This is a genomic window from Methanobrevibacter sp., assembly GCF_015062985.1.
Taxonomy (GTDB): Archaea; Methanobacteriota; Methanobacteria; order Methanobacteriales; family Methanobacteriaceae; genus Methanocatella.
On sequence record NZ_SUTI01000005.1, the window covers coordinates 66,415 to 91,006 of the forward strand.

The 24,592-nt window shown below is 33.7% G+C and carries 27 protein-coding genes and 1 riboswitch; of the genes, 15 read left to right on the plus strand and 12 right to left on the minus strand.

Translation table 11 applies throughout. The features are described from left to right. Positions 1-5: 5 nt before the first annotated feature. Complete coding sequence (ribB, locus tag E7Z77_RS03530; RefSeq protein WP_292750318.1) at positions 6-689, minus strand: 3,4-dihydroxy-2-butanone-4-phosphate synthase; 684 nt, start codon at positions 687-689, stop codon at positions 6-8. Between the two features lie 44 nt (positions 690-733). Next, positions 734-862, minus strand: a riboswitch (FMN riboswitch). Positions 863-905: 43 nt separating this feature from the next. Further along, positions 906-1,280: a DUF120 domain-containing protein gene (locus E7Z77_RS03535; RefSeq protein ID WP_292750320.1), complete on the minus strand. Its 375-nt coding sequence runs from the start codon at positions 1,278-1,280 to the stop codon at positions 906-908. A gap of 216 nt (positions 1,281-1,496) precedes the next feature. Here E7Z77_RS03535 and tfrA point away from each other — a divergent pair, with 216 nt between their 5' ends. Next, positions 1,497-3,140: a fumarate reductase (CoM/CoB) subunit TfrA gene (gene tfrA / locus E7Z77_RS03540; protein WP_292750322.1), complete on the plus strand. Its 1,644-nt coding sequence runs from the start codon at positions 1,497-1,499 to the stop codon at positions 3,138-3,140. Here tfrA and E7Z77_RS03545 read toward each other — a convergent pair. Both E7Z77_RS03545 and E7Z77_RS03550 read right to left on the minus strand, forming a co-directional pair. Then, the gene (locus E7Z77_RS03545) at positions 3,133-4,437 is read right to left on the minus strand and encodes an amidohydrolase family protein (RefSeq protein ID WP_292750324.1); all 1,305 of its coding nucleotides are present in this window, start codon (positions 4,435-4,437) and stop codon (positions 3,133-3,135) included. The two genes, tfrA and E7Z77_RS03545, sit on opposite strands and share 8 nt — an antisense overlap. Before the next feature lie 44 nt (positions 4,438-4,481). Then, positions 4,482-4,688, minus strand: a complete 207-nt coding sequence (locus E7Z77_RS03550; RefSeq protein WP_292750326.1) for a histone family protein — start codon at positions 4,686-4,688, stop codon at positions 4,482-4,484. A gap of 236 nt (positions 4,689-4,924) precedes the next feature. Here E7Z77_RS03550 and hisG point away from each other — a divergent pair, with 236 nt between their 5' ends. Beyond that, positions 4,925-5,785, plus strand: coding sequence for an ATP phosphoribosyltransferase (gene hisG / locus E7Z77_RS03555; RefSeq protein ID WP_292750330.1), 861 nt, complete (start codon positions 4,925-4,927; stop codon positions 5,783-5,785). A gap of 3 nt (positions 5,786-5,788) precedes the next feature. Then, positions 5,789-6,724: an aspartate carbamoyltransferase gene (gene pyrB, locus E7Z77_RS03560; protein ID WP_292750333.1), complete on the plus strand. Its 936-nt coding sequence runs from the start codon at positions 5,789-5,791 to the stop codon at positions 6,722-6,724. On the opposite strand, the gene E7Z77_RS03565 is transcribed toward pyrB, so the two are convergent. Both E7Z77_RS03565 and E7Z77_RS03570 read right to left on the minus strand, forming a co-directional pair. After that, on the minus strand, positions 6,717-7,880 hold the full coding sequence (locus E7Z77_RS03565; RefSeq protein ID WP_292750336.1) for an orc1/cdc6 family replication initiation protein: 1,164 nt from the start codon (positions 7,878-7,880) through the stop codon (positions 6,717-6,719). The genes pyrB and E7Z77_RS03565 overlap by 8 nt on opposite strands. 640 nt (positions 7,881-8,520) lie before the next feature. Next, positions 8,521-9,003 carry a DUF2299 family protein gene (locus tag E7Z77_RS03570; protein ID WP_292750338.1) on the minus strand — a complete coding sequence of 161 codons (483 nt, stop codon included), beginning with the start codon at positions 9,001-9,003 and terminating at the stop codon, positions 8,521-8,523. A 60-nt stretch (positions 9,004-9,063) separates the two neighbouring features. Here E7Z77_RS03570 and E7Z77_RS03575 point away from each other — a divergent pair, with 60 nt between their 5' ends. After that, positions 9,064-10,101: a cobalamin biosynthesis protein gene (locus E7Z77_RS03575; protein ID WP_292750341.1), complete on the plus strand. Its 1,038-nt coding sequence runs from the start codon at positions 9,064-9,066 to the stop codon at positions 10,099-10,101. After that, entirely contained in the window at positions 10,098-11,114 is a 1,017-nt protein-coding gene (locus E7Z77_RS03580; protein WP_292750343.1) for a cobalt-precorrin 5A hydrolase, read from the plus strand. The genes E7Z77_RS03575 and E7Z77_RS03580 overlap by 4 nt, the downstream gene beginning before the upstream one ends. 19 nt (positions 11,115-11,133) lie before the next feature. Here the strand turns inward: E7Z77_RS03580 and E7Z77_RS03585 are convergent, their stop codons facing one another. After that, the gene (locus E7Z77_RS03585; RefSeq protein ID WP_292750345.1) at positions 11,134-11,382 is read right to left on the minus strand and encodes a UPF0147 family protein; all 249 of its coding nucleotides are present in this window, start codon (positions 11,380-11,382) and stop codon (positions 11,134-11,136) included. A 150-nt stretch (positions 11,383-11,532) separates the two neighbouring features. Here E7Z77_RS03585 and E7Z77_RS03590 point away from each other — a divergent pair, with 150 nt between their 5' ends. Continuing rightward, positions 11,533-11,694 carry a Met repressor gene (locus E7Z77_RS03590; RefSeq protein WP_292750347.1) on the plus strand — a complete coding sequence of 54 codons (162 nt, stop codon included), beginning with the start codon at positions 11,533-11,535 and terminating at the stop codon, positions 11,692-11,694. On the opposite strand, the gene E7Z77_RS03595 is transcribed toward E7Z77_RS03590, so the two are convergent. Continuing rightward, positions 11,691-12,278 (minus strand): class II aldolase/adducin family protein, encoded by a 588-nt coding sequence (locus E7Z77_RS03595; protein WP_292750350.1) that lies wholly within the window; start codon positions 12,276-12,278, stop codon positions 11,691-11,693. The genes E7Z77_RS03590 and E7Z77_RS03595 overlap by 4 nt on opposite strands. A 12-nt stretch (positions 12,279-12,290) precedes the next feature. Then, positions 12,291-13,949, minus strand: coding sequence for a DNA-directed DNA polymerase II small subunit (locus E7Z77_RS03600; RefSeq protein ID WP_292750352.1), 1,659 nt, complete (start codon positions 13,947-13,949; stop codon positions 12,291-12,293). A 178-nt stretch (positions 13,950-14,127) separates the two neighbouring features. Here E7Z77_RS03600 and E7Z77_RS03605 point away from each other — a divergent pair, with 178 nt between their 5' ends. The 4 genes from E7Z77_RS03605 to E7Z77_RS03620 are packed head-to-tail and all read left to right on the plus strand — an operon-like array spanning position 14,128 to position 17,619. After that, positions 14,128-14,625 carry a hypothetical protein gene (locus E7Z77_RS03605; protein WP_292750355.1) on the plus strand — a complete coding sequence of 166 codons (498 nt, stop codon included), beginning with the start codon at positions 14,128-14,130 and terminating at the stop codon, positions 14,623-14,625. Between the two features lie 7 nt (positions 14,626-14,632). Further along, a complete protein-coding gene (gene cobJ / locus E7Z77_RS03610; RefSeq protein WP_292750358.1) occupies positions 14,633-15,706 on the plus strand; it encodes a precorrin-3B C(17)-methyltransferase in 1,074 nt (357 codons plus the stop codon). Positions 15,707-15,717: 11 nt separating this feature from the next. Continuing rightward, complete coding sequence (locus tag E7Z77_RS03615) at positions 15,718-16,323, plus strand: potassium channel family protein (protein WP_292750360.1); 606 nt, start codon at positions 15,718-15,720, stop codon at positions 16,321-16,323. A 54-nt stretch (positions 16,324-16,377) separates the two neighbouring features. Next, positions 16,378-17,619 carry a magnesium transporter gene (locus tag E7Z77_RS03620; protein ID WP_366510239.1) on the plus strand — a complete coding sequence of 414 codons (1,242 nt, stop codon included), beginning with the start codon at positions 16,378-16,380 and terminating at the stop codon, positions 17,617-17,619. On the opposite strand, the gene E7Z77_RS03625 is transcribed toward E7Z77_RS03620, so the two are convergent. After that, positions 17,616-18,482, minus strand: coding sequence for a hypothetical protein (locus E7Z77_RS03625; RefSeq protein WP_292750365.1), 867 nt, complete (start codon positions 18,480-18,482; stop codon positions 17,616-17,618). The genes E7Z77_RS03620 and E7Z77_RS03625 overlap by 4 nt on opposite strands. Beyond that, entirely contained in the window at positions 18,479-19,417 is a 939-nt protein-coding gene (locus tag E7Z77_RS03630; protein ID WP_292750367.1) for a hypothetical protein, read from the minus strand. The genes E7Z77_RS03625 and E7Z77_RS03630 overlap by 4 nt, the downstream gene beginning before the upstream one ends. A gap of 169 nt (positions 19,418-19,586) precedes the next feature. On the opposite strand from E7Z77_RS03630, the gene E7Z77_RS03635 reads away from it, so the two are divergent. From E7Z77_RS03635 to amrS, 5 genes are all read left to right on the plus strand, one after another. Then, positions 19,587-19,985, plus strand: coding sequence for a Zn-ribbon domain-containing OB-fold protein (locus E7Z77_RS03635; protein ID WP_292750369.1), 399 nt, complete (start codon positions 19,587-19,589; stop codon positions 19,983-19,985). Beyond that, on the plus strand, positions 19,957-20,868 hold the full coding sequence (locus E7Z77_RS03640) for a CbiX/SirB N-terminal domain-containing protein (protein WP_292750371.1): 912 nt from the start codon (positions 19,957-19,959) through the stop codon (positions 20,866-20,868). The genes E7Z77_RS03635 and E7Z77_RS03640 overlap by 29 nt, the downstream gene beginning before the upstream one ends. A 95-nt stretch (positions 20,869-20,963) precedes the next feature. Further along, positions 20,964-21,443, plus strand: coding sequence for a sirohydrochlorin nickelochelatase (gene cfbA / locus E7Z77_RS03645; protein ID WP_292750373.1), 480 nt, complete (start codon positions 20,964-20,966; stop codon positions 21,441-21,443). A gap of 84 nt (positions 21,444-21,527) precedes the next feature. After that, positions 21,528-22,454 carry a thiamine-phosphate kinase gene (thiL, locus tag E7Z77_RS03650; RefSeq protein WP_292750375.1) on the plus strand — a complete coding sequence of 309 codons (927 nt, stop codon included), beginning with the start codon at positions 21,528-21,530 and terminating at the stop codon, positions 22,452-22,454. Beyond that, positions 22,441-23,313 (plus strand): AmmeMemoRadiSam system radical SAM enzyme, encoded by an 873-nt coding sequence (gene amrS / locus E7Z77_RS03655; RefSeq protein WP_292750377.1) that lies wholly within the window; start codon positions 22,441-22,443, stop codon positions 23,311-23,313. Before thiL ends, amrS begins: the two co-directional genes overlap by 14 nt. Positions 23,314-23,335: 22 nt before the next feature. Here the strand turns inward: amrS and E7Z77_RS03660 are convergent, their stop codons facing one another. Beyond that, a complete protein-coding gene (locus tag E7Z77_RS03660) occupies positions 23,336-24,592 on the minus strand; it encodes a UbiD family decarboxylase (protein ID WP_292750379.1) in 1,257 nt (418 codons plus the stop codon).

Sequence of the window (24,592 nt, forward strand, 5' to 3'; positions counted from 1 at the left end):
CCTTATTATTCTTCTAAATATTTATTAATAATGTCTTCGCCTTTAAGTAAGACCAATCCATTTTCTTCTGCATATTTGCGGGCATCAGCAACGGAAGTAGCTTGTCCAGTTTCACCATCCATCATTTCACAAACTACACAAACAGGAGTGACACCAGCCATTTCACATAATGCAAGACCTATTTCGGTGTGTCCTCTTCTATTTTTAACTAATCCGTCAGCTCCCCTTAAAAGACATACGTGACCAGGTGACCTGAAAGTAGCACCGAATTCATCAAATCTTTCTTCTTTCATCATTATAGCCATTTCACTAATGGTCATTGCCCTGTCATGGTCTGTTACACCAGTGAAAGATTTTCTGTGATTGGTCCAAATTGAAAATGATGACCTTTCATCGTACGGAATGTCTGTTGGTGCTAATTCAGCTAATTCAGGATAAGTTTCGGTAGCCGCTTTCATAATATCAACCATAAACGGTAAATGAATAGCATCACAGAAATCAGCATGCAAACAATTGCAGATTAAACCACCAGCATCGTTTCTCATGGTTGCAATTGATTTAGGGGTTACAAACTCAGAAGCGATAATCATATCAACTTCTCCTTCCCTATCATCATCATCAAAAACTAGAACGAATTCACCATTTCTAATAGCTTCCAAAGCCATGTCTAAATTTGTTTCTTGATTCATAGTAACATCTCCTTATAGTACTAGAACCAGGGCTAAAAATAACTTCTTATTCTCTTCCATCCGGACTATCACCGTCGGTTTTGGAATTTCACCAAATCAACACTTTTCGTGCTCGTGGACTTATATTAAAAATCACCACCGGTGGAGAATTTCACTCCGCCCTGAGAACGTATTAAAAATTATATCGATTATATATAAAATACTTTTTGGTAAAAACTAAAATTCAAGAGTTACGATATCTCCATCTTCCAAATTCAATACATCCCTCAATTTAAGTTCAGCAATAAACTCCAAATAATTTTCTTCATGAGTTGTCTTGGCAGGAAAAACGATAGCTCCACCAATAACATCATTCAATTTGGCATCAATAAATTTAACAGCACCAAACCCTTCATCCGGTTTGATTAAATTCTCGCAATTATTTTTAATTTCATTTATTTCATCCAAATATTCTTCACTAACAATGACATTTAAAGTTCCCGGATATGGAACAAAACCACAATTTTTCTTGAATTCATTAGTGTAGAACTCCTGTGATAAAAAATATGCCGCTTTTCCCAAGCCTGTTGTTACTTCACCATTAATCTTCATGAAATACCTCAAAGTAATGCATATAACCATAATGTTAAAATTTAACCATGATTTTATTCAACTTAAATATTCATTCGAATGCTATATCAAAAAAAATATAGATTCATAACTATTAATTAATTGCTTTTGATTAATAAATATTTTCAGGTTTAAAGAAATTTATTTTAACAATCAACAATAAAAGTATTACTGATAAACATTTACAGGGTAATAGAAATGGAAATAAAAACTATCTCAACAGATGTATTAATAATTGGATCTGGTGGTGCAGGTTCAAGAGCTGCAATAGAAGTTGATGATGCTGGTTTAAAGGCAATCATTGTATCCAAAGGTCTTTCATTCAGATCTGGCTGTACTGGAATGGCAGAAGGCGGATATAATGCTGTATTTAAAGCCGTGGATAAGGACGATTCAATTGATGCTCATTTTAATGATACATTGAAAGGCGGAAGTTATCTCAATGATAAGAAACTAGTAGAAATCCTGGTCAATGAGTCACCGAAAAGATTGATTGATTTGGAAAACTATGGAGCTTTGTTTGACCGCCAGGAATCCGGTGAAATAGATCAAAGGCCTTTCGGTGGACAAAGCTATAGAAGAACCTGTTATCAAGGAGATAGAACAGGAGCAGAATTGCTGAATGCACTCAAAGAGGAAATAATCAAAAGAAATATTGAATGCATTGAAGAAGTTATGATAACATCCCTCATAACCGATGACGGACAGGTTATCGGTGCAACCGGATTGAATCTGAAGGATACCAGCCTAATCTATTTCAAGGCGAAATCCGTTATTCTGGCCAGTGGAGGCGCTGGACAATTATACCCTGTAACATCCAATACCTTCCAAAAAAATGGGGACGGCTTTGCAATAGCTTACAGAGCCGGAGCCAATTTAGTCGATATGGAACAAGTCCAATTCCATCCGACAGGAATGATAGCTCCCGAATCCAAAAAAGGAGTTTTAGTAACTGAAGCTGTGAGGGCTGAAGGCGGAAAACTCATAAACAAGGATGGAGAAAGGTTCATGTCAAAATATGCACCTGAAAAAATGGAATTGGCAACACGTGATGTTGTTGCCCGTTCAATCTATCAGGAAATCATTGAAGGCAGAGGAACCGAAAAAGGCGGAGTATACCTGGACATTTCACATTTGGATGACGATTACATTGATGAAAAACTTGAAACCATGGTTCTGCAATTTGAAAATGTCGGAGTAGACATCAAGCATGGGCCAATTGAAGTAGCGCCTACTGCGCATCATTTTATGGGTGGTTTAAAGATAAAAGAAGATGCATCAACATCACTGAAAAATCTGTTCGGAGCCGGTGAAGTCTGCGGTGGAGTTCATGGAGCAAATCGTTTAGGCGGAAATGCTCTAGCAGACACTCAGGTATTCGGAAAGATTGCGGGTGAAAGCGCATCAAAGGCCGCCAAGGAAAGCGAACTCAAGACAAATGAAGAGCAGGTTAATGCCGAAGCTTCAAGAATCGAAGGACTGATTAAAAAAGGTTCCATCAAACCACGTGAATTTAAAAACAACATTAAAAATCTTATGTGGGAAAAGGTAGCTATTGTAAGAGAAGAAAAAACCTTGAATGAAGCTTTAAAACAACTTCAAGAAATGCAGAACGACCTTTCAGAACTTGATGTCAAGGATATTAAGCAATACAATGAAGATTTGGTAACCGCTTTAGAAGTAATAAACATGGTTGAAATCTGTATCCTCACCGTAAAATCAGCAATATTGCGTAGGGAAAGTAGAGGAGCGCATTTCAGATCAGATTTCCCTGAAAGCAATGACGCCTGGAAAAAGAGTATTGTCTTAAATAAAAATAAAATAGAATTTGAAGCTAGATAGCTTCTTTTAATTCTTTAATTGCTTGTTTAGCTTTATCATAAATTTCTTGTTCATTTAAAACAGTCAATTTTTTATTTTCCATTAATATCTTACCATTGCAGATGGTAGTATCAACATTAGAACCATTTGCAGAGTAGATAATGTTGGAACTTAAAGATGAACTGTCTGGAACCATGTTGGCTGAATTGGTATCTATTAGAATAATATCCGCTTTTTTACCTACTTCAATAGAACCGATTTCACATTCAAGACCTAATGCTTCAGCACCTTTAATTGTACCCATAGCTATTGATTCATCGGAATTTAAAACCTTAGGGTCTAGTGTTGAAACTTTTTGAAGCAAGCTAGCTGTTTTTAACTCTTCAATCAAATCCAAATTATTATTTGAAGATGCGCCATCGGTTCCGATTGAAACACAGATATCATTTTCAATCAGTTTAGAAACGGGAGCTATTCCTGAAGCCAATTTCATGTTACTGCATGGATTATGTGAAACCTTAACATTATTTTTCTTGATAATGTCAATCTCGTTGTCACTTAGCCAGACTGAGTGGGCAGCAACGACATCAGGACCTAAAAAGCCAATTTTATCCAAATATTCGAAAGGTCTTAATCCCTTTTCATCCAATATGTCATTGATTTCCTTTTGAGTTTCAGAAACGTGAATGTGAATGCCCATATTATATTCATCCGCCAATTCACGGACCTTAATTAAGAGTTCTTCGGAAGCAGTATAAGGGGAATGCGGTCCGAAAAATACTTTAATTCTTCCATCGGCCATTCCATTGCAATTCTCGAACAATGTGAGATTTTCCTTAATTTCATTCTGTCTTCTTTCCTCATCTCCGAAATCTATCATACCGTATGACAGGACAGCCCTGATTCCCGCTTCGTCAACAGCACGGGCAACATCTTCCATGTAAAAGTACATGTCACTGAAAGTTGTTGTTCCTGACTTGATCAATTCAACAGCACCTAAAAGGGCACCTATATAACAATAGTCACCATTAAGATTAGCTTCCATTGGCCATATATGATCATTTAACCAACTGTCCAAACTTAAATCATCCGCTAATCCTCTAAATAAAGTCATTGATAAATGAGTATGAGTATTTACAAATCCTGGAAGCAAAATTTTTCCAGAAGCGTCTATAATCTTTTCTATATTGCTTTCATCTATTTCATCTGAAATTTCAGAAATTATATCATCCTTAATCAAAAGTGATTTTTTTCCTTCAAAACTATTATTCGGACTTAAAATCAATGCATTTTTAATTAAAATAGTATTATCACACATTATAACACCTAAAAAAAATAAAAAAAAGAAAGCTAAAAAACTATTTATAAGTTTTTGATAGCTAATTTAATATCATCTGCTTTAACAGTTTTACGTTTTGCAATTTTAGCAACAGCGTTTGCTTCTTTAGCTACATTACGAGCTACTTCTTCTAAGTATGCTGCTAATTCTTCTTTTGCATCTTCGCTAACTCTTTCAGCACCAGATTCTTTAATAATTCTTGCGATAGGAGCTTTTGGTATTTCAGACATATTTTCACCTCACAAAAGTTAATAAAAAACTTATGATTACAAACTTAATCATAAGTTAATAGAATTTAAGTTAACCTAATATTTAAATATTTTGTTTAATTGACTTATTTTTGAAATTAAGAAATAATACAATATATAATGAAAAAAATAAAAGTAATAAAAATTATTACTCTCTAAAAAGTATTAAATAAAATGATTCAAAATATAATATAAGAAAAAAAATATGAGAAGATATGATGAAGATAAAAATTGCTATCCCATCAAAAGGAAGAATAAGTGAACCTTCAATTAACATTTTAGAAAAGGCAGGATTAGGATTAGTCGATAAAAATAATAGGAAATTGATATCAAAAACCTTCAACGATGATATAGAAGTAATGTTTGCAAGAGCATCTGATATTCCTGAATTCGTAAACGATGGAGTTGCAGATATGGGAATTACAGGTGTGGATTTAATCAATGAAAATGAGGCAGACGTCAGTGAACTGCTTGACTTAAGGTTTGGACAAACAAAATTGGTGCTTGCTGCACCCGAAGAGTCAAATATCGATTCAATAGAAGACATTGACGAAAACATGAAAGTGGCTACCGAATTTCCTGTACTAACAGAAAAATACTTCAATGAAAAAGGCTTGAATTTAAAAATCGTTAAGCTGAGCGGATCAACCGAAGCCGCACCATTTATAGGAATATCTGACCTTATTACCGACCTGACAAGTACAGGAACAACATTAAAAATGAATCACCTTAAAATCATTGACATTATATTGAACAGTACAATTAAGCTTATTGCAAACAAAGAAAGCTTAAAGAACAAAAAAGAATTAATTGAAGCTGTCAGCACAAGCATAAAAGGCGTTCTAGATGCTGATAGAAAAAAATTAATTATGATGAACGTTAAAATCAAGGATTTGGATAAAGTCAAAGAGGTTATGCCTTCAATGGGTGGTTTAACAATATCAGAAGTATTATCTAATGAAAAAACTGTTGCTGTTCAGGCAGTGATAGATGAAAAGCAGGTATTTGAACTTGTAAATGATTTAAGAAATGCGGGTGCAAAAGACATCCTTGTTGTACCGATTGAAAGAATTATATAAGGGTTGATTAGCATTTTCAGATTAAAAAACATAATTTCAATAAAGGACTTTGAAAGAGACGATATCGAGTATATCATAAATGAGGCATCAAAATTGGAAAACATTGCCAAATCAAAAGAAATTTCCGAGGAACTTAAAGGAAAAATTCTTGGATTGATGTTTTTTGAACCGTCAACAAGGACAAGAATGTCATTTGAAACAGCCATGAAACGTTTTAATGGTGAGTGCATTGGGTTTGAAAATAGCGGATCCAGTTCCGTTTCCAAAGGTGAAAGCATTGCTGATACCGCAAAAATGTTTGAAGGATACTGTGATGCATTAGTAATAAGGCATGAACTGGAAGGCGTGTCAAAATTCGTGTCAGATATCGTTGATATCCCTGTAATCAATGCCGGTGACGGTGCAGGTCAGCACCCAACCCAGACATTGCTCGATTTATACACAATCAAAAAAGAAATCGGCTCAATTGACAATTTAAAAATCGCCCTAATCGGAGACCTGAAATTCGGCCGTACTGTCCATTCCCTATCAAACGCTCTATGCTTATTTGATAATGTTAAAATCTATTTAGTATCTCCTAAAGAGCTTAAAATGCCTCAGGAAATCTTAATTGACTTAAATAAAACAAAAGTGGAATATGAAGAAGTGGAAAATATCGAAAGCATCATCGACGACGTCGACGTACTGTATGTAACCAGAATACAAAAAGAGCGTTTTGCAGATGTTGACGATTATGAAAAAATAAAAGGGGCATACATCATAAACAAAAAAATGCTTGAAGGAAAAAACGCGATTGTAATGCATCCTTTACCTAGAATCGATGAAATAGACTGCGATGTCGATAACACAAAATACAATAAGTATTTCACACAGGCTGCTAATGCAGTACCTGTGAGAATGGCTATCCTAAAAACATTAATACAAAACAACCCTAAATAGAAAATAGGGTTGTTTCAAGTAATGTTTCATCACATTGAAGCTTAATAATATTGGTTCTTCCTTTTCCACGGCCACGGGAAACAGTATTTGTTGAAATTATACCTAAAAGTTCAAGTTCATTGATAAAATCAAATATTCTTCTGTAGGTTACGGCATCTTTTTTGGATACTTCCTTGTAGGCATCATATAACTTTCCGGAAGATATTTCTTCCCCTTCTTTTGTTAAATTTAAAATCGCTTCCAAGACCCTTTGCTGCTGAAGCGGTAATGTGGATATTATGTCAATGACCTTGTTATGTTCAATTGTATCTTTTGCCTTTCTTACATGTTCGCTTGTAACTTTCGGTGAATCATCATAAACTGCAATTTCACCTGCATTTCTAAGCAAATCAAGAGCGTAACGGGCATCACCCTCTTCTTTGGCAGCCATAGCGGAACATAATGGGATCACATCACTGTCCAATACATCATCATTGAAAGACAATAATGCCCTTTCAGATAATATGTCAGACAATTGATTTGCTCCGTAAGGAGGAAATACGATTTCCTTGTCGTTCAAACTGCTTGTAACTCTGGACTTGATTAAATTCTTAAAGTCCAAATAGTTACTGATACATAGAACTGATACATTGTCAGTTCTTGTAAGGGTGTATAGAATTCCATCACCATCCTTATCAAGCAGGATATCAATTTCATCCAAAATAACAATTAAATGTAATTTTTTACCGAATGCATTTGTTCTGAAGATATCCCTGAATGTGTTTACAACTTCACCTTTGGTCCATCCACGGTTAGGAACATCACGTCCAAGCTTGTTACACAATTCTGCAAGCACCTGATATTCTGTTGTATAGTCAGTACATCTGATATATTCGACTTTTACAAATACATTTTTTCTGCGTGAAGCTTCTATAAGCTGTTCACGAGCGAATTTTGATGCTGCTGTTTTTCCAGTTCCTGTTTTACCGTAAAGAGTTACATTTGATGGGGTAACATTATTTAAAACATCAATCCAACATTTTGCAATATCTTTTATTTGATCTTCCCTGTGGACTAACTTTTCAGGCAAGAACCTATGATCAAGTGGGGCCTTATTCTTGAATATACTTGGATTGACGTGTTCTTCCTCTTGTAGTGTATCGAAAATATTTGACATTCATCCACCTTTAAAAATTTAATAAAAATTATAAGTATAATTTCCAGTGTTAATATTATAAAACATATGATAAATAAAGGTTTTTATTACAATTTCATGAAAATGTATTAAAAATGATAAAAATGTGAAAAATTAACTCATTAAAAACTGTTTAAATCAAGATTAAATCAATAATTAATTGTATTAACGAATTATACATAATAATTTCTAATATTTTTTAAAATAAGATTGTTAAATTTAGTTAAAAATTGAATATGAAATTGTACTATTTCAAATATAACAGTAGAATTTCAAGTGTAAATATCGGGGAAAAACAGTGCATATAGATGCTCAAATTGGCTGAAAATCATTGATTTTGAAAAAATTATCACGATTTGTAATTAAGAGAGAGACATGTATTTCAAGTGTAAAATGATATTGTGCGAAAAACAAAATTGAAGAGATGGATTTCAAGTGTAATGAAAATGAAAAATTGATTAAAATCAAATAAAATAATAAATAAATCAATAATAATGCTTTAATTTAAAAAAAATAGGGAATGAAAAAAAGGGTAAATTTCAAGTGTTTTACAGTTGAAATATACCTCTTCAGTCTTAATATATCCACGTAAGTGTTATACTTGAAATGGACCTCTCCCTCTCTAAACGAACATGCTGTTTTCATTGGATTCGTTATGTGGAAGGTTGACACTGCCAAATTTTTTGTCAATTAACCAGATGCAGTGAAGTTTTGATTTGAAAACCCTTTTCAAAGTTCTGATGAAATTGTCTTTGGTCAGACCATCTTCAAATATCTGATCGGTTATTACAAATTGCTGCAATAGGTCCTGATTCAATTGAAGTTCATAGTCAACCAGGAACCTGTTCAATCCGAAATTCAAATCAAGAATGAAATCTCTTCTGGTTTTTGGATTAGCTGCATTCATCAATTCCAAATGTTCAGGAGAAACTTGTGTAGCGCAAGCAACAATAATGCAATCCTTTCCTTTTGGTTTAACGACATCCATTATATTTTCTTTCGGAAACTCTATTATATAATGGAAATCAGCATTTTCATCAAATTTCTTTTCTCTTAGATAACTTTCATCTAATAACCATTCTTTAATTTTTTCTTCAAAATCCATAGTATCATCAATAAAATTTATAATAAATTATTTATTTTTTTATTATATATAATATAAACTATGATTGGATATAATGAATTGATAAATGAAGTGATATTTACAAAAGTAAGTGGTATTGTTTCATTCAAATTATTTTTATTTATCATATCAATCATGATTATTTCAATTGTAATAGATATCGTGTTCGGTGAACTGCCAGGAAGAATACATCCAGTTGTGATAATCGGATCTTTAATCAACTTTTTCAAAAATCTGTTCATAAACATAAAAGGAAGAATATCCGGACTGTTGCTGATAGCAGGCGTTGTCATTGTTTCAATGATAATTTTATATCTGATTTATGTGGTATGTTCTTATAACGTGATTTTGTCAATAATTGTCTTTTCGGTTTTGCTGTCATCAACATATTCAATAAATATGCTTTTGCAAACGGCTATTGATGTTGAAGATGACCTGAATGAAGATATTGACAAGGCAAGGAAATCAGTTTCATATCTTGTAAGCAGAAATACAGAAGAGCTGACAGAAAGTTTCATTGTCTCTGCTGTTATTGAAAGCCTGACTGAAAACATAACCGATTCATATGTTGCACCGGTTTTCTACTATTTCATTTTCGGACTGATCATGTTGCATGTGCCAATGAACAATCCTATTTACAATTTGTTGATGGTTCCTTTCGTTTATAGGATATTCAACACAATGGATGCAATGGTTGGCTATGAGACTGATGAATTGAAGGATATTGGTTTTTTCCCGGCAAAGATAGATGATATTTTAAATTATATTCCATCAAGAATAGCTGGCATTTTCGTAGTCATATCATCTGCCATTCTTAGCTTTGATTGGAAAAACAGCTATAGGATAATGAGAAGGGATGCTCGCAATTGTCCTTCACCTAATTCAGGTTATACAATGGCATCAACTGCAGGAGCATTGAATATACAGCTGATAAAAAAGGATACTTATATTTTAGGTGACAACAATAAAGATATAATTGCGGATGATATTTCAAAAGCGGTGAAACTGTCAAAACTGACAATCGTTTTATTTACAATAGTAATAATTGTATTATTTACATTAATTTATGTGATATTATGAAAGTAGCAATAATTTCTGTTTCAAAAAAGGGCCATGATTTAGCTTTGGACTTAAAGGAAAAATTGGATAAGGATTCAACAGTTATTAAAGCGGACGTATATCATAAGGATGTTAAGCTTCATTTTCCTGTTTTGTTTGAAGAGTACGATTCAATAATTGCAATTATGGCTTCAGGAATCTTGATTAGAAGTATTGCTCCACTCATAGAATCAAAAGTGACAGATCCAGCAATATTGAATATTGACGATAATGCGAATTTTGTCATTTCAGTATTGTCCGGTCATTTGGGAGGTGCAAACAGGTTAACTCAAAAGATAGCGCGTCTGATTGATGCAACTCCTGTAATAACAACTTCCACTGATGTGAACAAAAAATTGGGAATAGATGTTCTTGCAAATGATCTGTATCTCTCAATCGATGATACTAAGGAAATTTTATACTTCAACAAGGGAATTCTTGAAGGTAAAAAAATTACTTTTGTAGTAAATTCTGATAAAAACATTGACTATTTATTGGAATATTTAGATGATAATACACTTGAAATAGATATCTATATAAATTATTCACCAGATGTTGAACATAATGAAATTCATGTTCAAATGGATGAACATGAACTGACTCTGAAAGAGAAAAATGTCGTCATTGGAATAGGCTGCAGGCGCGGAAAGGAATGTGAAAAAATCTATGATGGACTAAAAAAATCAATAGATGAATTAAACATACATGAATCAAGAATAAATTATTTAACATCTGCTGAAATCAAAAAGGATGAGAATGGAATCCTGGAATTGTCAAAAAAATTAAATGTACCTGTTTACTTTGTTGAATTGGACAAGCTTAGATTGTTCGAATCAAAATATATTCAAAAATCAGAATTTGTAAAATCAAAATTTGGAATTTATGGTGTCAGCGAACCATCGGCATTAATTACAGCAGGTTTCGATTCAAAATTAATTTATAAAAAAACATCATATGATGGTGTTACAATAGCTATTGCTATTTCAAAAGGATAAATAAAAAAAGAAAATGAAATTAGATAGATTCTAATTTAGATAAAACTTCCCAAATTAAAGTTCTTGCATGAACAGGAATATTTGGATCGTTACTAATTTCATCTAATTTGCCTAATACAGTACTAATTCTAACTGATAGGTCTTGTTCATCATCTTTTAATAAATCATTTGATTCACTTGCTGCTTCTCTAATATTACGAGGAACAGTATTGTTATCCATAATATATTCAAGTATTTCACATACTTCATTGATAGTTTGATTGCTCATGATACTCCCTCCAAAATCAATTATTAAAAATGAGTCAAATAAATATTATGTTTATATTTATTAGTAAATTCTTTAAATAGTTTTTGGTAAATTAACACATTCTTATAATACGAAAACTATATATTAAGAAAAAATTCAAAACTATATATTATGTCAGACATAAGCAAAACAACTATAAATTTACCAGTTGAATTAAAAAAAGAATTGAAGAAAATGGCAATCGATGAAGATACCTCATTATCCGGATTAATCATTAAAATGATTGAGGAAGGAATGAAAAATAGGAAAAATGTTGGTTCAGGCGAAGATTAGATTATATCTTCAACTGAATTTAACAAATATGTAATGAATTGAGTTTTTGCACTTTCTTCAACAAATGCAGCAAGCATTTTAGCTTCTTTTAAGTTTTCACCGACACAAATCACACCATGATTTTTTAATACCAATACATCCTCATTTTTAATGTTTTCACCAGCTTTTATGGCTAGTTCATCACTTCCCGGTTTTTCATAATCAACAGATGCTAAATAAGGTGAATTGATAGCTCCGAATCCTTCCAGTCTTTTGATTTTTTTGGATGAGAATGAAAATCCGGTTGCATATGGAGAATGGGTATGCACTATTGCATTGACGTCAGATCTTTTTTTATAGATTTCAAGGTGCATATAGACCTCTGATGAAGGCTTACCTTTAGTCAATGTATTGCCCTCCATGTCAACCAACACGATATCTTCCTCATTCAAGTCTGACAGTGATTTTAAGGTCGGAGTTATTGCAACAATATCCTGATTGTTCTGTCTGAATTTTACACTTATGTTTCCAGCTTTTCCGCTGACCAAACCTTTGTCATAAATCTCATTTGAAACGTCAATAATTTCTGCAATATTCTTTTTCATTATTAAACCTCATTAAATGAATTTGAAATGTTTGTATTTTCCTTTATGAAGAACAGGTACTTCAGCAGGGGTAGGTTCAATATTGTAGATTTTCTGGAATTCTGTTTGGGTCTGGAAAGTACCAGAATTGATTAAATGAATGCCTTTGTATCTTCTGTAGGTGTTAATGTGAACATGTCCTGTATGAAATACGTCTGGAATTTCATCGATTACAAGATAATCTTCAAGTTCTGAAGCAAGTGGAGTTCTTTCACCATAAATAGGAGCTAAATGTCTTTTGTTAAGCAATTCTTCCATTAATAAATCATTTCTTTCATGTGAAAAGTCTTTGATAGCCATAACTAGATCATCGAAACTTCGTCCGTGGTATATCAGGACATTGATTCCGTCCAGTGAAACTATACCGGGATTTGAGATGAATTCCACATTGTCCAGTTCATATAACGCTTTAGCGTATTCTTCAGGAACGGCAGGCTGTGGTTCCGCGACTCTTGATGCATCGTGGTTTCCTGGGGCAATGATGATTTTGATGTCGCTTCTGATGTTTCCTAAAAATCTTGCAGCCTCGTTATATTGCTGTGTAATATCCTTGATGGCAAGTTCTTTTTCCTGGTTTGGATATACTCCAATACCATCCACGATATCTCCGCCTATAATTAGATATTTTACATCTTCCGCAACTTTTCTCTGTTCTTCATTACCATATTCGCAGTTTATCCAGTCAATGAATCTTGAAAATGCATCTTCCAGAAATGTCAGGCTTCCAATGTGGACATCTGACAGGAATACGATTCCGAAGTCCATTTCCTTTTCAGGAATCCTAACAACTCCCGGAAAAATAATTTCCTGACCAAAAGCAAATCCTTTTTCACTCTTATTTGCTATAACACCAATCACTTCATCTTTTACGAGCTTTTCAGCATTGGCAAATAATTCTTCGTTTTTATTGGAGAACAGGATAGACATTGTTCCGGTGTCATCTTCGAATTCAACTATTTTATGACCATTTTTACTTGTTCTGATTTCTCGAACCATTAAAATTAAGCTTAAGTTTTCTTGCGCATCATCAATATCGGCAATTTTTGTAAAGTTTCTTAGTTCCGGCCTTTTTGAAAGGATATTTGCGAGCTTTTCATATCTGCTTTTAAAATAGGCAATAAGGTTTTCCAGCTCACCGCTGGTATATGATTTTTTACTTGTGTCCTGGATAATCTTGAAGTCATATTGCACATTGGTTTTTTGTTCATTTCTCTTGAACTTGATTTTTTCATCCTTGATTGTTTCTGATGCTTCTAGAATTTCCTTATTGACATGTTTTTCAACATTATCAGTATCCTTTTTAAGATTATCTATGGAATCAGTTTTTTCTATGGCTGCTTGTTGTGGTGTTTCTTTTGTTTTTTGAGTATTATTTTCAGCTGTTTTTTCTTCTTCATTTATCAGTGTTTTTTGAGTTTTATCTTCAGTTTTTTTAATACCCATAATTTCGTCAACAGTATCGCCGCTAACTGATACCAAATCCTTTGATGTAAATTTATCACTTTTCAGCTTGACTATTAAAGAGGATGCAAAATTTGTGGAATCGTCTGCGTTAATAACTTTGTCATATGCTTCAGGTGATAGGTTTATTCCTTTTTTTGCAAATTTTAATAGAATTTTATTAGTTGACATATTAATTAAAATTTTATTTTCTATATTAATAAACTTTGAGAATTTGATTTTTGAATTTTTACTTTACCTTAAGAAATGGCCATTTGATATTAGTTATATTTATTATATATTAAAGATAGAAATTATCATATTATATTAAGTTTGTATTTAATTTAAATAAAATAATGATTGTGATAAAATGGCAAATAAAGTTGTTAGAATTATTTTAATTATTGTACTGTTTATCATATTCTTTGAAGTAGGTCTTTTCAGTTCATATACTATTGTAACTGCAGAAGCTCCGAACGTTCAGGGATTGATAGAGATGCAAATAGATAAGGTTACAGGCTTATTAAATCCACAAAATGTTAATGATGCGTTAGTCAAAGATCCAACTCCAATTAACATTTCCAATAAAAAGGACGTCGGTCTGGCGATGGAGAATCTGACAAATGTTGACGGAGTCAATGTGGATTCAATGAACATCACAACCCGTGATGAGCCTAACAGCAAAAACTTGACAGTCAATATTGAGGCATTGGGTTATGCTTCTCCTAATTCAACATCCGGACAAATTGTTATAAGCCAAACTCCATCATATAAAATTATAGCCAGTGCTGATGCTACATATAAGGATGCCGGAATTAGGGTTAAGACAAATACACTTGTTATTACATCTGTATTAAAATTATATTAGGGATAAAATGATTAATGTAATAGGAATCGGTCAAAATAGAGAAAATATGACTTTAGGAGCTTTAAAAGCTATTGAAGAGTCTGATGTTATCATAGGTTATAAAAAATACATTAACCAAATTGAAGATTTGATTTCCGATAAGGAAATTGTCAAAAAGGGAATGGGCGATGAAATAGCTAGGGCGGAATTTGCAATTCAAAAAAGCTTGGAAGGTCAAACAGTTTCATTGATCAGTTCCGGAGATCCCGGTGTTTTTGGAATGGCAAACGTGTTATACCAGATTGTTAGCAAATATGATGATGTGGAAATAAAGGTTTATCCGGGAGTTTCCGCACTCAATTATGCTTCATCCAAACTTGGTGCGCCTTTGCATGATTTTGCGGCAATTAGCTTAAGTAACATTTTAACCCCATTGTCCGAAATTGAAAAGAAATTAAGATATGCTCTTGAAGCGAATCTAATCGTGGCTATTTATAATCCTATTAGTAAAACTCGTAAGGAACCTTTCAGAAGATTTAAACAATGTGTTTTAGATATTAAGGGTGAAGATGCTTTAATAGGTATTGTGGATAGTACTTATGAACCTGCAAAGGAAACAATTGTCAAAGCTAAAGACTTGACAGAAGACATCGTTAATATGTCCTGTACATTAATCGTTGGAAATGATTTGACCTATATTCAAGACAATAAGCTAATAACACCAAGAGGATATGTTATAAGGTCTAAAATCCATCCTTTATCACAAAATCATTATGAAAAATTCTTAAATGGAGAAGTTGCACACGGCCCTAATAGGGAATGTGAATTTTATCCTTGTCACTATGACGGCCAATATTGCGATTTCTGCTACTGTCCATTTTATCCATGCGGCGATTCCACAACAGGAGGAGAATGGATTAAAGGTAAAAACGTTTGGAACTGTAAGGAGTGCAGCTGGCTTCATGACAAGGACAGTGTCGAATGTTTAAGAGAACCTATTGAAAACATTTTAGAAGATGTTGAAGATTTAAAAACAAAGAAAAAAACTTTATTGAAACTTAGAAAAGCATGCTTATTAAAAACCAATCCAAATGATCTTTAGGGGAATTATAATTGTCAATTAAAAATCTTTTAATAGAAATGAAAAACATGTCGGAATTGATGGTCGACTTAGCGTATTCTGCTGTTTTATTCAATAGTAAAACCGCTGCAGAAGAAGTTATTACATTAGAAAATGAAGTTAATGCAATGAATTATGAAATTAAGAAAGAATCTTTAGTAGCCGCTCGATCATATGAAGATGCTGAAAAATTAACAGCATTGCTTGAAATTGCAGAAGCAACTGAAACTATGGCAAATGCGGCAAAAGATTTAGCTGATTTGGTCATAACAGGCTTTAAACCACATCCAGTATTTAAGATGGTTATGGAAGAATCAGATAAAAGTATTGCAAGAGTTGTAGTTGACGAATCATCAGACCTTGCAAACAATACATTAGGAGATTTGCTTTTAGTAAATCGTACAGGTATGAGAGTAATCTCCATCAGAAGAGGATCCTCCTGGATTTATGGACCTGATAAAAATACTACAATTTTGCCTGACGATACATTAATTTTAAAAGGAACAGATGAAGGTGTGGATTTACTCGAAAAATTGGCATCCGGTTCCTGTTCACTTGATGATATTCCAGAAGAATTAGAAGAATTAGAAGAAGACTAGGTTGTGAAAAAATGATTAAAGGTAGTGATATTTGTGAAAGAAAAACAGAAGAAGATTCGCACCTCACTATCTACTCAACCATTGGCTGATTTTTATTCAGAGCATGATTATGTAATTAAAGAAGGATTGATTGCTCTTTTAATTTGTGCTATAGGTGATTTAATAGCTGGTATCATACTTGGAAAGATGACATTTTTCCTTGAAACATTTCCTGGGTTATTAGTTATTATCCCTGGAGCTATTGGAATGAGAGGAAATATTTTCGGATCATTTGCTTCAAGATTATCCACCAGCTTACACATCGGTTTGATATCACCTGAATTTGGTTTTTCAGAGGATTTAAACTATAATATCTTTTCATCCTTCGTTTTGACACTAGTCCTATCAATATTTTTAGGAGTGGTTGGTAAGATATTCTGTATTTTCCTGAATTACCAGTCAATAAGCTTAATTGATTTTATATTAATCTGTACTATTGCAGGAATAATTTCCAACATAATAATGCTTCCTATAACCATGTTTGTTTCATTTAAAAGTTTTGAAAATGGTTGGGACCCGGACAATATTACTAGTCCAATCATTGCAGCTTTTGGAGATTTATTTACTTTACCGGCAATTATAATGTCCGTATTTATTTTACAGGCTTTGAGTGTTAATGCCATTGTTAAATACAGTATTCTTGTTATAATTTTAGTGGGTGTTGTTGTAAGTTTTGTTTATTGCTACAGATTATCCTATGAAACTAAGACAATATTAAAGCAATCCACACCTATTTTGCTTTTATGCTCCTTTTTAGGAGGTTCTGCAGGCGGAATATTGAACAGTTCAGTAGAGACCCTGCTTACCAATCCTAGTTTACTTACCTTATTGCCTCTATTTTCAGGTGAATGCGGAAGTCTGATTAGTATTTTAGGTGCAAGATTATCCTCTGGTCTTCACTCAGGGTTAGTCGAACCGTTATCCAAGCCTAAAGGCGAAGCTGTTCATAATTTTATAATATGCTTCATATTGGCCATTATTGTTTTCCCATTCATTGGAATACTTGCTGAATCCTCATCAATTGCTTTTGGAGTGGCTGGTGTAGGTTTTGCTAGGATAATTGGAATCAGCGGACTTTCCGGCATTATTTTAGTCACAATCATGGTGTTCCTTGTTTATTATATCTCAACAATTTCCTATAACAAAAACTTGGATCCGGACAATATTGTAATCCCAATCTCAACTAGCGTGACAGATTCAATTTCAAGCTTGACTCTAATTTCTGTTTCCCTGCTGATATTGGGTGTTTTTGTTTAATACCAGCATTTTAGGATTAGTTTGCATTCGTTCGTTATGAAATAACTGTAATCCAAATGATTTCTATCAAAGTTTTTAGGAACTGAAACAATCACAGCCTTTGCTTTGGGCTTGTCGAGATGAACAAATACGATTTCACCCGTATCATTATGAAATATTATCTTTTCATTTATTGAAATCACATTTGAAGAGGCTGTTTGCCAGTTAATGTTTTTTTCTGCTGTAGTGCCGATACTGTATTTTAAATGATATTTTTCGCTCTCATCAACAATCAGATAATAATTTGAGCTTTTGAGATTGCCTTTAAATATTTTGAAATAGTTGCAGCTATGGGTGTTTTGGTCATGTTCATGATTGCACTTTCCATCATTTTGAAAATCTTTAATCACATACTTCTTGAAAAAATCACATTTGACTAACCTGTTGACTGAGTATATTATGCTGGATTCATCATCATGGCCGATTTTTACACTTGAAATAGTGCTCTTTTGCGGAATCAGTTCCATCGAAGATTTTATTTCAGAATGGAAAGAATTTTCTGTAATCAATTTTTTATAATTTTTTCCCAATGCATTAAATTTCGTATATGAAACTGAATTCGGAATAATTTGTCCATCTTCATTGATGATTGCAAGCCCGGGTGTTCCCTTTTCGTATTCATACCATTTGACAGGTTTTCCAGGATTGTTAATAAGATTGTCAACTACCTCGTTTATCAAAGTTTCAATGTTTCCCGTTTCTTGGCTTTTGATTATTTTATCGGTCGTGTTTTCAACCGATGTTAGGATTGCACCCAGTATTAATATGATTATCACTAGGACAACCGTTATTTCAATTGTGCTGCTTCCTTTATCATCCATCATATCAACCCATATTTTTTTCTGTGGGATTCATCCAGAATTAGGCTATTCCAGTCATTTTCATCAATCTTTTTGCCATTATAATGGTCACTGAATACCACGTGATCGGAACAGGATAGTGATTCGTTCTTTAAGGGAGTATGTGTCTGGATAAAGACTTCAAAACCATAATGCGGACATTTTCCCTTTCCTTCCAATCTGCAGAGATAGCAGCTTCCGTCCGCACTTTCATGGAAATATCCGTTTTTGAGGCAATCATTCAGGACTCCGGGGTCGCCATGGTGAACATAGGGGTCATATGGGCATTTTTTAATAATCAGCGGTGCTGTTGCTTCAATGTATGATTCTGGAGAATCGAAGTTGTGTATAAGCATATAGGCTGACAGTGCTGTTTTATAATGTATTTTATTGTCATATGTTAGGATTCCGGAGGCTATTGTTAATTTGGCTATTGGCAACGGATCTCTCAAACCTTCAACGGATGCATTCTTTTCTATTATTTTTGAATATTTTTGCCCATCCTTTTCAGCGTCTAACTTTACCTTAAACAATACTTTCCATGGGCTGGCGGTGTTTTCTACAGACAGGGTCTTTGAGGTGATTTTCATGCCATATTTTTCTCCATATTCCTCATTTTTTTCACTCAATTTTTTATCAAGGTTTTTTTTGATTTGGTTTTGGCTGTTTAGGACGGGCAATCCATTGTATACTTTTTGTGTTGCCTCTTCTATCGATTCTCTTCCCAAAATCTCCAAATTTGATGTATAGTCTTCAATCATGTATTTAAAATTGTCATTTGACATGGAGTTGGTGTTTTTATTTTCAATATAATTCATGCTTGTTATAACAAAAATACAGAGCAACAACAATGATACGACCAGTATAGCGGTTGTACCCACCATCAGGTTTCCCTTTGAGTCTATCTTTATCCTTTTCATTTTTAAAAATTTAAAAGAATAGTTTTAAATTTGTTTTTGAACTGCGATTTTGTGATTTTGCACGTTGTTATTACATTTATTTTAAAAATGACAAAATAGTAATAAAAAAAATAGTTATTTATATTATTTATTATAAATTATACATATTGAAAATAAATGGAGGATTTACATGTCAGATACTGTAAGAACATGGCGTCATATACAGCAAAGATATAATCTTATTGGTTCCAAATGTACTACCTGTGGTGAATTGTTTTTCCCATCTCGTGTAGTATGTCCTAATTGTAGGAGAAAAGGGAACTTAGAACCTTTCCAATTTTCAGGAAAAGGTAAAATTCACACTTTTTCAATAATTAGATCTGCACCAGATGACTTTAAAAAAGCAGCTCCATACGCTGTAGCTGTAATTGAACTTGAAGAAGGTGCAAAATTAACTTCACAACTTGTTGATTGTGACGTTGATGATATTGAAATCGGTGACGATGTAGAAATGGTATTTAGAAGAGTAAGAGAGGATGGAGAAGACGGAGTAATTTCTTATGGATACAAATTCAAAGTTATCAAATGATACTGCTGTAATTTTAGTAAGTCATGGCAGTACTTTACCTTATGCCGAAGAGGTTTTCACTGAAATTAAGGAAAAATTCATCGACAAATCAGGTTTTGCAGCAGAAATCGGATATATGAAAGTATCCGAGCCTACAATTGCTGGAGCCGTTGAAATCTTAAAGGAAGAAGTAGATGATTTGAAAAGGATTATTGCTCTTCCAGTGTTTTTAGCTCCTGGTATTCACACAAGAATTGATATACCTCAACTGCTGGGCCTTGAACCGTTGGAAGTTGATCCGAGATGTCCTGATGGAAATTATCCGGATGATCATTATTTGTCAATTGCTGACGATGTTGATTTTGATGGAGACATTGAACTTTTGGATTCAATCGGTCCTCGTGATGAACTTTTAGATATAATCGATAAAAGAATTTCACAAGCTTTATCAGAATCTAAATTGGATGAAGATGCAAAAACTGGAATTTTGCTTGTTACTCATGGTTCCAGATTGAATTACAATAAGGAATTTGCAACTGCATTATACGGTAAATTTGAAAAAACCTGTGACTTGCCATCTAGCTTCGGATTTATGGAATTATGCGGTCCTAGCATCCCGGAATCCATTAATAAATTAGTGGATGAAAATGATTTGGAAAGATTAGTAGTTATCCCGGTATTTATTGCTCCTGGAATGCACACTACTCATGATATTCCGCATATCTTAGGGTTTTTGGAAGAACATGAACACTCACACAGTCATTCCCATGGCCATGGTGACCATGATCATGTGCATGATTTAACTCCGGTCGAGTTTGATGGAGAGATTTTATATCCAGAGCCTATTAAGGCAGATGACATTTTAATAGATATCTTAATTTCAATGTTAAATGAAAAATTATAGTTTTTCATATATTTTTTTGAAAAATTTTTTTTTCAAGATAACTTAAAAGAATTTAACCCAAAACTTAATGATTAAAAATTAATGGATGATAAATTATGACTGATGCAAAGACAGGAATTTTACTTTTGAGCCACGGTTCCAGATTGGATGATGGTGAAGAAGTAATTAAGGCTTATAAAGAAATGTATGCAGAGGAATTTCCAGACATGCCGGTAGAATATGGATTTATGGAAATCAGAAAGCCAGGTATCCCAGAAACAATTAAAAAATTAAGTGAAGAAGATGTGGATAGGATTATTGTGGTACCTGTATTTGTTGCACACGGATTACATACTAAAAGGGATATCCCGGGATTGCTTGGAATTGAAAGTGATTATGAAGGCGAATCTGGTCATCATCACCACCATCACGACCACGATGAGCATGATCACCATCACGAACATCATCATCACCACCATCATGACCATGACGAAGAGCCGGTCGAATTTGATGGCGAAATCATTTTAACCGATCCTCTTGGTGTTGATAAGCGTATGTATGAAATCATTAAAGACAGAGTTTCAGAACACTTATAGCTGAAACTTTTTTTTTACTTTTTGAAGATTGAAGCGACTATTTTTTCTTAAAACTTATTTAATTTAAAATTTATACTATTATCCATGACCCTTAAAGTCTCAGATATTGGCGAAAAAGAATTAGTAAAATACATTATCAGTAAATCAAAAGAAATCACACCAGATGACACGGCAATTACAAGATTGGGTGATACAAATTTAATTTCAACCAGTGACATGCTCATTCAGTCAAGACACTTTCCCAAAAACATGTCTTATTTTGACATGGGATTCAAATCCGTAACCGTTAATGTAAGCGACCTTGCGGCGATGGGTGCCGAGCCTTTGGGCTTTTTATTGTCTATGGCCATCCCTAAAAATTTGGGACTGGAAGATTTTAAAGAGATTATTGACGGCATATTAAGTGCCTGTGACTATTATTCCATCCCGTTGATTGGGGGAGATACCAACGAAGCCGATGAAATAATCATGTCCGGAACAGCATTAGGCCTGTGTGATGACCCGTTAATGAAGGACACATATTCAATTGGGGATTTGATTGCTGTTACAGGAGATATTGGCCTTGCTGCATTAGGCTTCAATTTAACTTTAATGGACAACATCTATGTAAAGAAGGCATTAAAGCCAATAGCTAGGGTTAATGAGGGTATTCTAATCAAAAGAGCTGGAGCAACTGCAGCTACAGATATTACTGACGGGCTAGCTAGTGAACTTTATACAATAAAAAAGGAAGGTTTCGGCTTCATGATATATGAAAATCTGTTAGGCATTTCAGATGAGTATAAAAATCTGGCCAATGAATTTGAATTGGATTATTTGGATTTAATTTTTCATGTTGGAGAGGACTTCGAGTTGCTTTTTACAATCAGCAAAGAAAATTTGGAGAAGCTGTCAATTGATTATAAAGTGATTGGTGAGGTCACAGATTCCGATGTCATTGAATTGACTTTGGATAATAATTTTGTTGAGCGTATTAAAAACAAGGGTTATGAGCACTATGTTAGTGAATAATAATCTTTATAAAAAAAGTTCCAAATCTCAAAAACTCAGATGTGAGATTTGTGCAAATTATTGTAAGATAGCTGAAGGCAATTTTGGAGTTTGCAGACAACACAAAAACATTAACGGAGAGCTGTTTGATACCAGCTATGGAATTGTTTCATCTTTAAGTCCGGATCCAATCGAAAAAAAGCCGCTTCATCATTTTTTACCATCAACATTTACATATTCAATAGGCGGTTTTGGCTGTAATATGACATGTTTACATTGCCAGAACTATATGATATCACATGAATATGATAAAAATTCACGGGGCATTAAGATAACGCCAGAAACAATCGTTGAAAATGCAATTAATTATAATTGTCAATCAATTGCTTGGACCTATAATGAACCTACTATACACTTGCCCTTCAGCAAAAAAACTTCCATGCTGGCAAGAGCTAAAAACCTGAAGGTGATTTATGTCACTAACGGATATTTTTCACAGCAGTCCATTGAGGAGATTCTGACATTTGTCGATGCATTCAACATAGACCTGAAGTCAATGTCAAGGGAGTTTTATAAAAAGGTCTGCGGTGCAGATTTGGATGTGGTTTTGGATAATTTGAAAAGGGTTTATATGGAAGGCAAACACCTTGAAGTTACAAACCTGATAATCAATGATTATAATGATTCAATAGATGAGATAAATCAATTATGCGATTTTGTCGCTAATGAATTGGGCCCCGAAGTTCCTTTACATTTTTCAAGGGCTTTTCCTTATTATAAAATGAGAGATATCAGCCCAACCAATCCTGAAATACTGTTCAAGGCACGTGAAATTGCAAATGAACACGGAATTGAAAATGTTCATTTGGGAAATATCTAAAAAAAGTAAATGAAGAAGTTAGTTATTCTCCAAAACTAACTCTTTCGAATTTTTCTAATGTTTTAAGTGATTTTGTTGCATCTACACCAATTTTAGTAGTGGTTCCATCACTTTCAGCTACAGGATCAAGAGATGAACCTCTGACATTTGGAACAATCATAATGTCCCTGTCACCTTTCACACGTGTAGATATGGCATATTCAACGTCTTCAGCGTCAAACACGTTGACGTCAGTGTCAACAACAACGCAATGCTTAAGTGAAGGGTGCGCTGATAACGCCGCCATGATTGCATTTTTACCGTCACCTTCAGTTTGCTTATTGATTGATATGACTGAATGCAGCCAGCAGCAACCCCCTTCGGTCAGAACAACATTTTCTACAGTTGGAACCGCATTTTTGACGGATTTGAATATTCTTGGTTCCTGTGGAAGGCCTTGCAGCAACTTATGTTCAAAACCTGCAGGTATGATTGCATGATAAGCAGGATTATCCTTTTTGATATGCATTTTGCTTAAATTGATAATAGGCTGATCCCTAATGATGTCGTAGGTATCTGTCAGGTCTACGAAAGGACCTTCAGCTACTGTTTCAGAAACTGAAATTTTTCCTTCCAGTATGATATCAGCCTGCGGAACTTCAAGTTCTCCGCATTTGATTAATTCCAAATTGCCGTCCTTGAATGCGTTTGCAACATCCATTTCATTGTAATCAATAGGTATTGATGTGGTACTTGCAAGCAAAATTGCAGGATCCATTCCAATAGCTATTGCAATTTCCAGGTCTTCACCTTTCTTTTGAGCATTTTGGAAGTATGTATAAAGGTTTCTTGGCACGATTCTAATTACAAGCCTTTTGTTATCCAATACCATCATTCTGTGAATTGAAGCATTCTGGATACCTGTTTCAGGGTCTCTTGCAAAGACGACACCTGCTGTAATGTATGCCCCACCGTCACGTTTATAATGGGTTAATATTGGAATTTTATCTAAATCAATGTCAGATGTATCATATTCGCTGAAATCAGTAAATTTGTCAACTTTAATAGGATTTTCCATCGCATCAATTATTTTTTCAGTGATTTCAGAGACTTCACAGTTAATGGATTTAGCTATTTTATCCCTGGTATTGCAAATTCCAGATATGACAGGCATGTCAAATCCTTTAACATTGTTGATAATGACGGTATCCTTAGGATATTGCCTTAAAACTTTAGCCACTTCAAATTCAGAAGAAAGCTCATCATTAATTTCAATCAAATTTTCATCGTTGATGTTCAT

Excerpts from the sequence above, each read along its gene's own strand:
- ribB (WP_292750318.1), bottom strand. The coding sequence starts at position 689 with ATGAATCAAGAAACAAATTTAGACATGGCTTTGGAAGCTATTAGAAAT.
- E7Z77_RS03535 (WP_292750320.1), bottom strand. The coding sequence starts at position 1,280 with ATGAAGATTAATGGTGAAGTAACAACAGGCTTGGGAAAAGCGGCATAT.
- tfrA (WP_292750322.1), top strand. The coding sequence starts at position 1,497 with ATGGAAATAAAAACTATCTCAACAGATGTATTAATAATTGGATCTGGT.
- E7Z77_RS03545 (WP_292750324.1), bottom strand. The coding sequence starts at position 4,437 with ATGTGTGATAATACTATTTTAATTAAAAATGCATTGATTTTAAGTCCG.
- E7Z77_RS03550 (WP_292750326.1), bottom strand. The coding sequence starts at position 4,688 with ATGTCTGAAATACCAAAAGCTCCTATCGCAAGAATTATTAAAGAATCT.
- hisG (WP_292750330.1), top strand. The coding sequence starts at position 4,925 with ATGAAGATAAAAATTGCTATCCCATCAAAAGGAAGAATAAGTGAACCT.
- E7Z77_RS03565 (WP_292750336.1), bottom strand. The coding sequence starts at position 7,880 with ATGTCAAATATTTTCGATACACTACAAGAGGAAGAACACGTCAATCCA.
- E7Z77_RS03570 (WP_292750338.1), bottom strand. The coding sequence starts at position 9,003 with ATGGATTTTGAAGAAAAAATTAAAGAATGGTTATTAGATGAAAGTTAT.
- E7Z77_RS03575 (WP_292750341.1), top strand. The coding sequence starts at position 9,064 with ATGATTGGATATAATGAATTGATAAATGAAGTGATATTTACAAAAGTA.
- E7Z77_RS03580 (WP_292750343.1), top strand. The coding sequence starts at position 10,098 with ATGAAAGTAGCAATAATTTCTGTTTCAAAAAAGGGCCATGATTTAGCT.
- E7Z77_RS03585 (WP_292750345.1), bottom strand. The coding sequence starts at position 11,382 with ATGAGCAATCAAACTATCAATGAAGTATGTGAAATACTTGAATATATT.
- E7Z77_RS03590 (WP_292750347.1), top strand. The coding sequence starts at position 11,533 with ATGTCAGACATAAGCAAAACAACTATAAATTTACCAGTTGAATTAAAA.
- E7Z77_RS03595 (WP_292750350.1), bottom strand. The coding sequence starts at position 12,278 with ATGAAAAAGAATATTGCAGAAATTATTGACGTTTCAAATGAGATTTAT.
- E7Z77_RS03600 (WP_292750352.1), bottom strand. The coding sequence starts at position 13,949 with ATGTCAACTAATAAAATTCTATTAAAATTTGCAAAAAAAGGAATAAAC.
- E7Z77_RS03605 (WP_292750355.1), top strand. The coding sequence starts at position 14,128 with ATGGCAAATAAAGTTGTTAGAATTATTTTAATTATTGTACTGTTTATC.
- cobJ (WP_292750358.1), top strand. The coding sequence starts at position 14,633 with ATGATTAATGTAATAGGAATCGGTCAAAATAGAGAAAATATGACTTTA.
- E7Z77_RS03625 (WP_292750365.1), bottom strand. The coding sequence starts at position 18,482 with ATGATGGATGATAAAGGAAGCAGCACAATTGAAATAACGGTTGTCCTA.
- E7Z77_RS03630 (WP_292750367.1), bottom strand. The coding sequence starts at position 19,417 with ATGAAAAGGATAAAGATAGACTCAAAGGGAAACCTGATGGTGGGTACA.
- E7Z77_RS03635 (WP_292750369.1), top strand. The coding sequence starts at position 19,587 with ATGTCAGATACTGTAAGAACATGGCGTCATATACAGCAAAGATATAAT.
- E7Z77_RS03640 (WP_292750371.1), top strand. The coding sequence starts at position 19,957 with ATGGATACAAATTCAAAGTTATCAAATGATACTGCTGTAATTTTAGTA.
- cfbA (WP_292750373.1), top strand. The coding sequence starts at position 20,964 with ATGACTGATGCAAAGACAGGAATTTTACTTTTGAGCCACGGTTCCAGA.
- thiL (WP_292750375.1), top strand. The coding sequence starts at position 21,528 with ATGACCCTTAAAGTCTCAGATATTGGCGAAAAAGAATTAGTAAAATAC.
- amrS (WP_292750377.1), top strand. The coding sequence starts at position 22,441 with ATGTTAGTGAATAATAATCTTTATAAAAAAAGTTCCAAATCTCAAAAA.
- E7Z77_RS03660 (WP_292750379.1), bottom strand. The coding sequence starts at position 24,592 with ATGAACATCAACGATGAAAATTTGATTGAAATTAATGATGAGCTTTCT.